Annotated in this window: 10 protein-coding genes; 1 reads left to right on the top strand and 9 read right to left on the bottom strand. The window is 39.4% G+C overall.

Annotation, left to right across the window (positions count from 1 at the left end):
• Positions 1-74 precede the first annotated feature (74 nt).
• Positions 75-572 carry an energy coupling factor transporter S component ThiW gene (gene thiW, locus ACVYAD_RS00050; RefSeq protein ID WP_476423838.1) on the top strand — a complete coding sequence of 166 codons (498 nt, stop codon included), beginning with the start codon at positions 75-77 and terminating at the stop codon, positions 570-572.
• A 273-nt stretch (positions 573-845) separates the two neighbouring features.
• Here the strand turns inward: thiW and ACVYAD_RS00045 are convergent, their stop codons facing one another.
• The 9 genes from ACVYAD_RS00045 to ACVYAD_RS00005 form a co-directional block, all read right to left on the bottom strand.
• Positions 846-3,443 (bottom strand): VWA domain-containing protein, encoded by a 2,598-nt coding sequence (locus ACVYAD_RS00045; protein ID WP_476423837.1) that lies wholly within the window; start codon positions 3,441-3,443, stop codon positions 846-848.
• A complete protein-coding gene (locus tag ACVYAD_RS00040; RefSeq protein ID WP_476423835.1) occupies positions 3,427-5,172 on the bottom strand; it encodes a vWA domain-containing protein in 1,746 nt (581 codons plus the stop codon). The genes ACVYAD_RS00045 and ACVYAD_RS00040 overlap by 17 nt, the downstream gene beginning before the upstream one ends.
• Before the next feature lie 11 nt (positions 5,173-5,183).
• Positions 5,184-6,059, bottom strand: coding sequence for a DUF58 domain-containing protein (locus tag ACVYAD_RS00035; protein ID WP_476423833.1), 876 nt, complete (start codon positions 6,057-6,059; stop codon positions 5,184-5,186).
• Entirely contained in the window at positions 6,056-7,051 is a 996-nt protein-coding gene (locus ACVYAD_RS00030; protein ID WP_476423831.1) for an AAA family ATPase, read from the bottom strand. Before ACVYAD_RS00030 ends, ACVYAD_RS00035 begins: the two co-directional genes overlap by 4 nt.
• A gap of 11 nt (positions 7,052-7,062) precedes the next feature.
• Complete coding sequence (locus tag ACVYAD_RS00025; protein ID WP_476423829.1) at positions 7,063-8,508, bottom strand: hypothetical protein; 1,446 nt, start codon at positions 8,506-8,508, stop codon at positions 7,063-7,065.
• A 12-nt stretch (positions 8,509-8,520) separates the two neighbouring features.
• Positions 8,521-9,369 carry an ABC transporter permease gene (locus ACVYAD_RS00020; protein WP_476423827.1) on the bottom strand — a complete coding sequence of 283 codons (849 nt, stop codon included), beginning with the start codon at positions 9,367-9,369 and terminating at the stop codon, positions 8,521-8,523.
• Complete coding sequence (locus ACVYAD_RS00015; RefSeq protein ID WP_386826947.1) at positions 9,366-10,301, bottom strand: ABC transporter ATP-binding protein; 936 nt, start codon at positions 10,299-10,301, stop codon at positions 9,366-9,368. The genes ACVYAD_RS00020 and ACVYAD_RS00015 overlap by 4 nt, the downstream gene beginning before the upstream one ends.
• On the bottom strand, positions 10,301-12,697 hold the full coding sequence (locus tag ACVYAD_RS00010; protein WP_476423825.1) for a hypothetical protein: 2,397 nt from the start codon (positions 12,695-12,697) through the stop codon (positions 10,301-10,303). Before ACVYAD_RS00010 ends, ACVYAD_RS00015 begins: the two co-directional genes overlap by 1 nt.
• A gap of 216 nt (positions 12,698-12,913) precedes the next feature.
• Positions 12,914-13,063 (bottom strand): hypothetical protein, encoded by a 150-nt coding sequence (locus ACVYAD_RS00005; RefSeq protein ID WP_476423823.1) that lies wholly within the window; start codon positions 13,061-13,063, stop codon positions 12,914-12,916.
• Positions 13,064-13,514 lie beyond the last annotated feature (451 nt).

The raw sequence follows: 13,514 nt of genomic DNA, 5'->3' as shown, positions 1-13,514 counted from the left end.
CCTAATGCTTTTAGGGAGCGGCTTTTTTTCTGGTTAATTAGCGATTCACAAAATACTAAATAGGAGTGGAAATTATGTCAATTCGAAAATTAACAATCATGGCCTTATTAGTAGCAATTGCCGTAGCAGGTTCTACCTTCGTTTCAATACCAACGGGCATTGCGCGTGCCTACCCTGTACAGCATGCCATTAATGTAATTGGCGCGATCATTCTTGGACCAGTGCCAACTGTTATGGTCGCTTTTATCACAGCCATTATTCGTATTTTAACAGGCACAGGCTCATTATTAGCTATACCCGGCAGTGTTATTGGTGCTTTATGTGCAGCTCTTGCCTATAAATACAGCGGCAAACAATGGCTCGCAGGTATCGGTGAAATGTTTGGAACAGGTATAATTGCCTCACTCATTGCCGTACCTTACGCACATTTATTAATGGGGACATCTGTAGCTGCTTTATTTTTTATGCCAGCCTTTTTAACTTCAAGTACTATTGGTGCTGTATTAGGCATTGTTGTTGCTAGCAATTTACGTAAAACTGTATTTGTAACTAACCTTAATACTCTTTTATAATTCATAAATCCTTTTTGAAGGGATGAGTGATTTATCGGAATGAATTTGTGTTTTATCGGAACAATTTCAGACTTTATCGGAATGTTTCATCGATTTATCCGAATATTTTAGAAAATACAGTATATCTGACCGCACTAATAGTTTGCAGGAATTCTATATTCCCTATTTTCACCACCTACTTTGTAAATGTCATCCAACAATTGATGATAGCCTTGGAATGACAAAAAACGATGGCTCATTGCTATAAAGCGTTGAACCATCGTTTTTTAATTGCTAATGTCGTTTTTTCATGCCCTTTAATAGCTGGGCAACATTTGTGTCCTCTGCCTGTATTGGTTTTTCCTCTACACGCTGATCTTTTTTCTTCGGTCTTGTTAGGAAACCCCAACCAAAGCGTCTAATGGTAATATCAATGAAGAATAGTAGCATCCCTGCTAATAAAAGCCATGTTGCGATATTTTGGCGTTCCGCTCCTTTTTTAGTAAATTCACGGAATACTTCGCTCGGTTCTTTCAAAACAGAGCCGCCTGTTTGCTTTGTTAGTTCTTTGATTAGCTTATCGTTCACTGGACGTAATTCATATTCAACACTATAAGGTACACTTAAGCCAGCCTGGTAAATAGCTTGTTCTTCATCGGTAATGCGGAAGAAGATGAGTCCTGGTTCTGCTTGCACGACTGCTCGAACTTGTGATGCTGAAATTGCCTCAAGCTGTGTTTCAAGTTCTTCACCCGCTTCATTGACAGCAACAATATCTAAGAATGCCGCTTCATTTGTTGGGTCAGTAATGACAAAGGAGCCGTCTGATTCTAGACGTACATCGTAGGCAACATCGTTATAGCTTGGTAGCATTTTTGAAATAAGCGTTTGCCAAAATGTACCCCAATTTTGCCATCTTGCCCAGTCTCCCGTCCATTTTCCTGTCGAATCAGAAGTAAAGGCATATGTTTTGCCAAGGCCATATTGCCATTCTGCAAGTACAGGATCTTCCTTCTCACTTTCTGCGATAACAGTGGCCCCCTGCTTTGCTGTCGTACCTATATAAGCATTCATTTTAGGTACCCCATTTGTAAATAGCGTATTCCAGCCAGATGTATTAAATATAGATGGGTAAAATGGGTTATCTTCAATATATGTGCGTGAAATCATAGCAGTTTCACGAGATAAAATAGAGGGAATCGTCTGTTCATCAATAACATCGTAAAAACGCCCACTCCCCATCTCACTGAGTGCTTCAAGTAAGTTAGCATCTGCATCTTGACCAATTGCAACTGTTGATAGAGTCGTGCCATTTTCTTTTCCTTGTGTAATTAAGTCTTCATAGTTACCCGACTGTGACTGTCCATCTGTTAATAAAATAATATGCTTACGCTGCAGCTTTAAATCTGCTAGATTTTCATAAGCTTTAGCAAGTGAACCATATATTTCAGTACCTCCACCTGGCGTTACAGATAAAATCGTATCTACAGCTTCTTCCTTATTGCCAAGTGGCCCTGTCTCAATAATTTCCCAAGGTCGATCATCAAAGGCAATAAACCCGAGCGTATCCTCATCTCGTAGCATTTCAATTGAACGGGCGGCAGCCTCCTTAGCAAGCTCTAACTTTGCTCCAGACATACTTCCAGAGCGGTCAAGTACGATTGCCAGCCCTAATGATGGTAATTGCTCCTTACCTTTAATCTCCATTTCAACAGGTAGTAAAGTTTCGATTGGTGTTTTAAAATAACCGCCTAAGCCAAAGCTATTTTCGCCACCAACCATTGTAAAACCGACACCAAAATTTTTCACTGCTTGCTCAATGACAGTCATTTTTGCCTCGCCTACTAAATGGCCTGGCACATTATCAAAAATGATTGCATTGTATTGTAAATAACTAGAAAGCTCATTTGGTAGACTTTTAGCATCTACCACATCATAGGAAATGGATTGATTGCCAAGTGCTGCTGCGATTGGTGATGGTGTTTCATAGCCATTAACAATTAATAAATGTGGTTCACTTTGCACCATCGTGACGCTCGTTAATTTATTATTTTCTAAAATCGCATCTTGATCGACCTGCACGAGTGCTTCATATTTTACAAGCCCTTCAGCCGTTGCTGCATGTTTATACGTAAAAATATTTGAACCTTCTGCAAGCTCCACTTTCTCACGATGGATGAGCTGATCGTTTTCATATAATAATAGCTCACCTCGTTCTGCTACAGTTGCATTTATTTCAGTGACTAGCTGCTGCTGTTCACCTGCATAAGCAACTTGTGGTGTTACAAAGCTTTTCAGAGATACATCCTTAGCTACAGGTTTGTTAAATGATACTACATCAACACTACTATTTGCCCCTTTAAACTTTGAGGCAAATTCTAAGGCATCTCCTTTTGTTTCATTGCCATCCGTTAAGAGCACAAGTCGCGTTGCTTTTTTCGGATCTACAATACCTGATGCGAGCTGTAGACTCTGTTCGATATTTGTTTGATCTGTTGCTTTTATAGTTGTAAACTTCGGTACTTCCTTTAAAGAGTTCGATAACATAGCTTCCGTTTGTAATGTCGATGAAAAAGAATAAATTCCGGCAAGTTGTTCATCTTTTTTCGACTGTAAACTTTCCGCTATAAAATTGACCATTTCATCATCTGTACCATTCATTGAAGCAGAACGGTCAACTAAGAATAATACTTGTTCTTCCTTTACGGGTAATAAAATATAGGGACCAGCTAGTGCAAAAACTAAGCAGCATATTGCTACTATTCGGATTCCTAGAACGACGATATGACTTTTTTTAAGTCGCTGTCGCTCACGCCAATAGGTCCATCCAAAATACACGAGTAATGGTAGTAAAAGCAACAATGCTAATGGTATATCAATTCGTAAATCCACGACGTCGTTGCACCTCCCACTCTACAACAAGTAATACTAAGATAATAAGAATCAACCAAGGTACGAACGAAGTTTTCGATATTTCTTTCTTCCCATTGTCCTGAAGCTCTCCAAGCGTATAGCTTGTTCCTTTTTCAATCACACGCTCCTGTGCTTGAAGCTGTACAATAAAGCGCTTTTCTTCATCATTTGAGCGTGTTGTATAAATTCCTGGCTTCATTGGAGCTGTTAATAATCCACTCGTAACGGACGATAAAAACTCATCATCTTGCGAATATACACTCCAATCACCTTGTGCTAAAGCAACTGCTCGTTGCTCATTTGGTATAAAAATACCGAGTGAACCAATGGATTCTGATAGCAGCTGTTCTGCACTCCATAAAAATAATGGGAATGAAGGATGTAGCGGCCAATCTGTATCAGCAATATCTGCTAATACAACAATATCTCCTTCTGGTGAACGCTGTATAAATGGTTGATCTCCAATCGATGCAATTGTTTTATAGCCATCGAATCCAGGATATATAGCACTGACATAAATGTCTTTTAGTTCACTAAATGCAAACAATGCATGACTTGTTGTACCGATTTCCCCAGTAGCTTCAACTTTCTCTACGTCATCCCGTCCAAATAATACTATTGGCTTGTCTATCTTTTCGAGAAGCGCCGTCTGATTTGTCACAATAGTGGCATCCTTATTGTCAGCTACTTGTGAAGATGGAACAATTTTCACGCTACTATTAATCGTTTGAAAACCTTTTTGAATAAGTTGATGCATACTTTGATCAACAACTACTTTTGAAGTCGCTGTTTGTAACAATACAGTTTGTGAATTATCAACCGTGTAATCGTCCTTAGCATCTATGTTGGCCGTCATAGTATCTTCTAACGGTAAGTCTTTAAAAGTTTTTGTTACAGCTTCCTTTGAAGGCAATGTGACACTTTCTGAAACTAACTCCTTACCTGTAACATTTTCTATCGAAAGAGTTACATGTTGTTCTTGGTCCGTATCATTTTGTAACTGCACAAGCGCCACTGCAGATTGTCCATCTGTAGTAGCAGCAAAACGTGTAATTGCAATATTTGTTAAATCTTTCGCAGCGCCTTTTACAATCCACTTCACAGTATCTTTTTCCATCGGCAATTGCTTTTTATCGAGCGAATCTGTAAAGACATAAATAGATGTTGGTGTATTACCGACAAAAGCCTGTGCCACATCGAGAGCCTTATTCATTTGAGCTGTTTCATAGGTTACGTGTAATTCTTGAATAGCTTGTTCAATATCTTTTGTATTTGTTTCTTGCTGTAATATAGCTTTTGGCGTATTACCTGTTGTAATGAGTGTCACGGGCCTTCCATCAAGCTCATTCACCAATGACAGCATTTCTTTTTTCTGTGTGTCAAATGTTGACTGCCCTTTCCCCGCTAACATTGTTGCAGACGTGTCTACAATGAAAATCGCCTGTGCACCAACAATCGTTGATTTTTTAACGTAAGGATTCATTAATGCCAGTACAAGTAAAAGAAGAGCTAGCAATTGTAAATAAAGCAGTGCATTTTTTTGAAGATGTTTTAAGTATGGTGATACACGTGTTTCTTGCATAATTTCCGACCAAAAAAGTGTGGAGGAAACGGTTTGATCGGTATATTTTTTTCGAAAGAAATAATATAGAAGGACAATGACCGGGATGATGGCCGTCCAGCTAAAAATTATTTGACTAAAGCCCAATACGGCTCACCTCACCTAATCCAATGTGCTTTTAATAATTGTTGAAAGATTGCATGTTGTAATCCATCTTCTACTTTAAGCTGTAATTGTCGAACACCGAAACGCCGACAAATTGCCTCAAATTCCTCTTCATGTAATAAACGTCTTGCCAAATATGTGTCTAGAACTTTAGAAGACATCGTAACATTTACATCTCTGCCTGTTTCACGATCGAGTAAGCGCACATCACCTGTATATTCTGGTGATAGTTCTTCTTGCGTAACTATTTGCAAAATGCGCACATCCCCCGCAAAACGTGGTAGCCTTTTTAAAAGTTGCTCCCATTCCTCGATTGGCTCCAGTCCGTCCGTCACAATAAATAGTACTGTACTATCCTTAGGCAATGCTTTTAAAGCTCCCTGTGCGAAGCTATTTGTATAAGTTGCTTGCTCTATGTCTGTGACTACCTGTAAAAAAGCACGACGATACATGGCACCTTTACGACGAAATGGTGGCTTTACCTCATCCTGTACAAAAGAAAATGATAAGCGATCATCGCGACCGAGTACCATTAAACCAAGTGAGGCGACAATTTGACGGGCAAACGTCCATTTTTCTTGATCGCCCATAGATTTAGTTGTATCTAGTAAAATGTGAACGCGCATCTCTTGTTCATCTAAAAAACGTTTAATAAAGTATTTATCCGTTCTCGCAAAGACATTCCAATCAACCTGACGCACATCATCTCCTAAATGATATTCACGAAAATCGGAAAAATCGAGTGATGCCCCGAAGCGTTGCGAACGGTGCGAGCCCTTGTGTTGCCCACGTAATTTGGAGGCCGTCGCTACTTGGAAGCGACTGATTTTCGCTAGCCAATCCTCGGGCAATAATAATTTTTGTGTCACCTATTAACACCTTGCTGCACTTTTTCTAAAATGACATCAATCACATCGTCTGCTGTTTTACCCGAAGCCTCCCCTTCATAATTCAACAGCATACGATGGCGTAACACCGGCTTCGCCACAGATTTAATATCTGCTATAGAAACGTGGAAACGTCCGTTCATAAGCGCCCTTGCCTTCGCTAATCTAATTAAACTTTGTAAACCTCGAGGGCCGCTACCATACATGGCATATTGCTTGACCTCATCAATGGCATCTACTCTCTCAGGATGTGTGGCCACAACAAGGTCCGTCGCAAACTCGAGCATTTCATCAGCAACAAGTACTTCCTTCACCATTTGCTGCGCTTCAATAAGAGCTTCCGTATTCATGATCTTTTGTAAACCAATTTCCGTAGCGCCTGTTGTCCGCTTCATAATTTCCATTAGCTCACTTTTCTCAGGGTACGGCACAAGAATTTTACATAGGAAACGGTCCATTTGCGCCTCTGGTAAAGGGTACGTTCCCTCCATCTCAATCGGATTTTGTGTTGCTAACACGAAGAATGGTCGTGCCATTTTCTTCGTATCTCCCAAAATTGTTACCGTTTTTTCACCCATTGCTTCAAGCAATGCACTTTGTGTTTTTGGTGTTGCTCGGTTAATCTCATCCGCTAATACCATTTGGCTAAAAATCGGACCTTGCTGGAACGTAAACTGCTGCTTGCCATCAGATGTGCGTTCAATCATACTTGTTCCTGTAATATCCGCTGGCATTAAGTCAGGTGTAAATTGAATTCGCGAAAATGATAAATCTAGCACTTCAGAAATTGTACGGATTAACATCGTTTTCCCTAAACCCGGTAGGCCCTCTAATAATGCATGCCCATCAGCAAGCACTGCGTATAATGTATAATCAATTGCTTCCTCTTGCCCGACGATAAAGCGATGAATTTCTTCCTTTACTTGTAGTAATTGCTTACTCATTTCAACATATTGTTGCTCTGTAAATGCCATTTCTTTTCCTCCTACTGAGACTCAATTGACGTGAAATAAGATTGCACGACTTTTTGTAAATCCTTCGGTAATTGTAAACGCTCTGAGCTTTCTAAATAGCTATCTTTATAGGAACCTATAACTTCCTCATATGGACGGATAGAACCTTTAGTAATGGGACCATTTCCTTGTTGCTCTGAAACATGTGATCCTTCACCTAATGCCCCACTATCAACCGAAGTCTGACTAGAACCACCAATTCGTTTCGGTGTCGTTAATAAATCGCGGCCACCCTGTCCTGTGCCTACACCGCTACCACCAGCTGTACCAGAACCATTGCCTTTACCCTGTCCTTGTCCTTGTCCTTGTCCTTGTCCTTGTCCTTGTCCTTGTCCTTGTCCTTGTCCTTGTCCTTGTTGATTGCTTTGACTCGATCCTTGTCCCTGACCTTGACCACTAGCCTGTTGAGAACCGTTTTGTGAATTCCCCTGTTGCCCTGTTTGACCTTGCTGATTACTTGGCTGTGAATTCGCTGAAGACTGTTGATTTTGATTTGAATTAGCATTGTTTTGCTGATTGTTATTGGCACTATTGGCACTCGCAATAGCATTTTGTAAGGAATTACTTGCAGGTTTTCCAAGCTTGCTCATAGCTGTCTGAGTAGCATTGGCATTTTGCGTCAGCTCCTGCTGCATTTGGGCAAGCTCTTTCAATTGCTCCATTTCTTCCTTCGATAAACCATGCTCGTCAGAAGCGCCATCCTTACTAGCCGTTTGCTTATCTTTTAATTGTTGTTCCTTTAAAACAAGCTCCTTTTGCTTTTTCACGACTTCACGTAATGCTTCTTCAGCTGTCTCTGCCTCTTTTAACGTATTTTGCAATTCTTTTAATTGCTCTTTCACTTCTTTTGTTTCTGCTGATTTCTCTAATTTAGCAACTTCCTTCTTAACATCCTCAATGACAGCTTTTTCTTTTTCCACTTCAATTGCTTCAATTTGTGTAGCTGCTGGGAACATATAAAGAATTGCTAGTACGACAGCTGTTCCAAACAACCCAATCAACGCTGTTGGACGGAACAAGTTTTTCTTTCGAGCCTTAAAGTCTACAAACGCCTTTTCAACGTTTTTTACTGCTTTCGTTAGTAAAGATTGAACGAGTGGGTCCTGATCATCCTCGAACGATAAGGCTGTCACTAGCTCATTGTGAGAAAAATAATCATCCAGTGTATGCAATGCTGCCTTTTCCTTTACACGCTTCCACCACATAAATAGCACAGTTGCTAGTATGACAACGATGAAGGTAGTAAGAGCTGTTTGGCGATAATACGGCCAAACAAAGAGTCTTGAAACGAGGAAGAGGGAAGCACTCGAAAGCAATGCCAAAAACAAGCCGTACTGTGCAATTGGAATGCTTCTTTCCACCGTTAAACTCGTTTTAGCACGTTGAATATATTTTCTTAATTGCTGACGATGCTCCATAAGATTTCCTCCTTATCGGTTGCTTTTCATATTGGCACGTAATTTTTTAATCGCAATGGTTAAACAAAATACAATAATCAATGAATAGGTTATTAAATAACTAATCCATACAGGTAATTCTACTCCCGAAACTTGTGCTAATGCATCGCCCATAGACGACGAAGTAAGTGTAAGCATTAATGCACCTGGGTTAATAGAAGCCCAAAAATAAGCCATATAAGAAGTCGTCGTACCTATGGCATTATTCCCCATTTGATGGAAGGCCACTGTTAAAAAGAAGAAAAACGCTGTAATGCCACCTAAAAAGATGATCGAACCATACGTAGAAATCATTGCAACAATTGTTCGCTTCGTAATCGTTGAAAACATAACACCAATACTACCAATTGCTACGACTGTTAATAAATAAAATAAAAATATCGAGATTAATTGAGACGGCGATACGCCACCAAATAAAAATACTAAACTATATAATGGTAATCCTGCGATTAGCATTAATACTAAAAATGCTACCGAGGATAATAATTTTCCAACGATAATTTGTGTAGAGCTTTGTGTCGTTGTTAGTAAAATATTTAATGTTTGCTTTTCCCTTTCGCTACTAATGGCACCAGCCGTTAAACTTGGTGTAATGAAAAGAACAAGAGCCATTTGTAATATTGTTAAAACTACAAACATCATAAAGCTTGTTTCTGGTTTGAAGAAACCTTTGCCTGTAAAACCAGTTGTTATAAGCAAAAATCCTGCGATAAAAATACAAAGAACCGCTAAATAAAACATTAAACCTGAAAAGCTTTTAAAAGAACGGAAGCGCAACTTCAATTCTTTTACGAATACCGGATTATAAAATCGTTCCATCATTGATTGTCCGCTCCCTTCGTAATAGCCATAAAGACATCCTCTAAATCTTTTTCCTCTTCACTTAACGCATAAATAGGTAAATTCGCAAGTATAGCTTTTTTCAATAGTGCTACCTGATCAGCATCTGTTCCACGGTAGTTAAAGGCTATCTCTAAGCGATTCTCTATTACATCTATGGAAGAGATAAGTGGATCCTCCTCTAAAAAAGTACGAACCTCGTTTAAACAGTCTGTTACTTTAACTACGATACGCTTCTCCCCCTGTAGCTGTGCTTGAATGGAGGCTACATTGCCATGCGCGATAAGCTTACCATTATCGATCACACCAATTTCATCACACATTTCTGCAAGCTCAGGCAAAATATGTGAGGAGATTAAAATCGTCTTTCCCATAGATTTTAAATTCCGTAAAATATCACGCATTTCTACTCGTGCACGTGGATCCAAACCTGATGCAGGTTCATCTAAAATTAATACTTTAGGATCGTGGATAAGAGCACGTGCTAAACATAGACGCTGCTTCATCCCCCGTGATAGTAAATCCACATAGTCATACCGTTTATTTGTTAAATTTACCAGCTCTAGCAGCTGTGGAATAAGTACTTTTCGTTCCGTCGCTCCAATGCCGTAGCTGGCACCGTAAAAGTCTAAGTATTCGTCTACTTTTAGTTGATCATAGACGCCAAAGAAATCTGGCATATAACCAATTAGTTTTCGTACTTCCTTTGGTTCCTTAATAACGCTCTTTCCGTCAATAACGGCATCACCTGAAGTTGGAGACAGCAACGTTGCTAAAATCGAAAATGTAGTCGATTTACCTGCCCCATTGGCACCTACAAAACCAAAGACAACCCCTTCCTTCAAAGATAGATTCAAATGATCTAGTGCCGTAAAGGAGCCATATCTTTTCGTCAAATCACGAATTTCAATCATTATTTCGCCACTCCCTTCAGCTCTACATCTGGTAATTTCGTTTGCTCGCCCGTTTGATCCGGTCCGAACTTAACCTCAATCAACAATTCATCATTATTATTGAAATATTTTTTTATGTTATCTGTAAACACCTGCTTCGTATCTACCAACGGCTCATAAGTTTTCTTCTCGTTATTCCAAATCGATAGCTGCATACGATTACTATCCTTATTCGAAATCGTCAATTCGTTTAATGTTTGAACTGAATTCATAAAATGATCTGGCATCGCGATGGATACTTCATATGAACCATTAGACAAATACCAACTATTTAACTGCTCATCAATTTTGTCATAACTCGAATTAGGAGATAGTGGGTTTACTGAGTACGTAAAGTTATTACGCTTCATCGTAAATGGTCCCGATAGCTCTATTTTGCCATCAAATGGCTGAACCAAATAAGTAAGCGGAGACATATCGGCACCTGTTTCCAATTCAACCCCAGCTATAGCTTGATCGGTCCATGCTGTAATGACAGGCTTTTTCTCTTTTTCTACAAGTGGTAATGCCATAGTTTTCATTGACTCAATACGTGCAGGATTCACTTCTTCCTTCTTCGTTGGATAATTACTGTAATTGTAATTTGTAAAATCAGATGGTTTTTGAAGAACTGTTGCTTTTAGCTCCTTATCGACTTTAAGAGTACCGTTCGCTGCAATGTCGCCAAGTTTAATTTCTTTAATGCCGGAGATTAACGTAACGTCCTTTAAGGCAAACGGGAAATTATTCTTAATAGTCCCAGTCAGCTTTTCATTTTTCAACGTAATATCGATATCCATTTTGCCAATATTTTGTGCCGCTGTTTTCCCTGCAAAAGACTGAATAGACCAATATCTTAAATCACGTAGTGTCAGCGTTGAACCATTGGCATTTTCCTTAATATAGGATATTTCATGTAAATCCTCTATTGTCCCTGCAAAATTATTAGAATTTCGTAGCGCGAACGCACTTGTATTCTTATCTGTATTCACAACAAAATCACCACTACGATTTGTTAAAATGGACTCTACGTAATAACCATTTAAACTACTATCTTCATTTACTTTATAAAATGCAGATTGTTGAATTTGCGGTTGCCCAATTCGATCTTTTGCACCAAAAATAAATAAAGCAATAGATAACACAATGGATATCGCGGGAATGATCCACCATGCATGCTCACGTTTGTCTATTTTCTTTAAAATGAAATATAAAATAGGTCCGATAATTAAAATATATAAAATAATAACAATGAGCATATAGCTAACAGATACTTCAAACGAAGGGAATAATTCATTTATATTACTCAGTTCATTTGAAATTTGCTCCAGCGACGACTGTCCATGAACCATTTGTTGTGACATCTTTTGAATATTTATCAATTTCGCCACTAATGATGGGTAACCATCCATAGACGCAAGTGGTTGGTCCCCTAAAGAAAACGTCGTTTGAATAATTTCTCCACTGCCCACTTTTTTCTTAGACGCTAAAATCTTATTGTTTTCTGCTAAAACAGGAATACTTCCTTGATTTCCAGTGGCTTCATAAATAGAAATAGACTGTGTAAAAGCCCCTCCGCCTGATAATTTCGATAGGCTCTCTGCAGAAACGGATGTCATTTTTTGTGATAAAGTTAGTGGTAAATAATCCTTAAAAATAGCTGCTGTTGCATTTACTTGATCAGCAGCTCCTATTAATAATGTTCCACCGTTCTGTACCCATTTTAGTAAAGACTCTTGTTGCTTTTGGGATAAATCAGCACTAGCAATTTCATCGATGACGATAACATTCGCCATTGCAAACCCTTCTGTATCCTCTGGTAATGTGTAATCCTTCATTTGCTTTAAATTGAACACTTCAACATTATTCTGAGGAGCTACTTGAGAAAGGCGCAAAAATGCTGATAAACGATCACTATTATCCGTTAATGTATAAATAAAAACGGCTGAAGGATCTAAAAGATTACTTTGTAGCTGCTTTGTTCCTTTATAAGCAACCTTTTTTCCCTTTTCTATGCCCCCTTCAAAAAATGCAAACACATCTGAATTCGAGTAATTATAGTTATCAATACCATCTAGATAAATATCAAATGTTTTTTCTTCTCCTGCCGCTATATCTATCGGAAGTACTTTTGCTGTTGCAGCTTGATAGTTGCCCGAAGCATTGATGACCATATCTCCAGAAAAATCTGCACCAATATTTTTTACTGTTACTTGAAGCGGCACAACTGATTGGTATTTAGCCTTACCCGCAATCCCTACTTTAGCCTGTACCTCTAACGTAGCAGTTGCAGTAGCACTTGCCTGCTCCACAGGAAGAATAAGACTAATAACAAACATGAATAGTAGTATGAGTACCGTTATATTTGTTTTCTTCAAAAACTCAACCCCTTTTTATGTAAATTGTTGGCTACATAATTATACGTTTTTAATTACACTTTGTTCCATTTCTTATGACATCTTCATCAATATTCATAAACTCTTAAGAATTAACTTATTACCATAGTTAGGGATGATATTTGTTAAACTATGCCAAGGCGAAATTGATATCAGTTGATTGGAGTGGAGAGTGGAGACTGGGCGACTCCTTGGGAATCAGCGAGAGGAACGAAGGCTAAGAGCATCACATCCTGTGATAACGCCTTCGTGACCAACATCCTGCTGCTGCTGTCGCTGCGCTTTCGCACTAACAAAACCAAAACCTGCTGCCGCTACGTTGCACTCACGCTTTCGCGCATAAGACATCTGTTGGCCCGAGACCCTGCAGCGAAGCGAAGCGGCTCATCGGACGCCCCCAGGAAGCTCTGCTCTGCGCGAAAGCGTAGCGGCAGCGGCAAATGTTTTATCTGTGCGAAAAGCGTAGCGGCAGCAACAAATGTTTTATCTGTGCGAAAGCGTAGCGGCAGCAACAAATGTTTTATCTGTGCGAAAGCGTAGCGGCAGCAACAAATGTTTTATCTGTGCGAAAGCGTAGCGGCAGCAACAAATGTTTTATCTGTGCAAAAGCGTAGCGGCAGCGGCAAATGTTTTATCTGTGCAAAAGCGTAGCGGCAGCGGCAAATGTTGTATCTGTGCGAAAGCGTAGCGGCAGCAACAAATGTTTTAACTGTGCGAAAGCGTAGCGGCAGCAACAAATGTTTTAACTGTGCGAAAGCGTAGCGGCAGCAACAAATGTTTTAACTGTGCGAAAGCGTAG

The sequence above is a fragment of the Lysinibacillus sp. G1-3 genome, from assembly GCF_056322905.1.
This window is presented reverse-complemented; position numbering and strand designations above follow the sequence as displayed.

Bases quoted from the DNA above. Each gene is read 5' to 3' on its own strand.
- thiW (WP_476423838.1), top strand. From the start codon at position 75: ATGTCAATTCGAAAATTAACAATCATGGCCTTATTAGTAGCAATTGCC.
- ACVYAD_RS00025 (WP_476423829.1), bottom strand. From the start codon at position 8,508: ATGGAGCATCGTCAGCAATTAAGAAAATATATTCAACGTGCTAAAACG.
- ACVYAD_RS00005 (WP_476423823.1), bottom strand. From the start codon at position 13,063: ATGTCTTATGCGCGAAAGCGTGAGTGCAACGTAGCGGCAGCAGGTTTT.
- ACVYAD_RS00030 (WP_476423831.1), bottom strand. From the start codon at position 7,051: ATGGCATTTACAGAGCAACAATATGTTGAAATGAGTAAGCAATTACTA.
- ACVYAD_RS00020 (WP_476423827.1), bottom strand. From the start codon at position 9,369: ATGATGGAACGATTTTATAATCCGGTATTCGTAAAAGAATTGAAGTTG.
- ACVYAD_RS00015 (WP_386826947.1), bottom strand. From the start codon at position 10,301: ATGATTGAAATTCGTGATTTGACGAAAAGATATGGCTCCTTTACGGCA.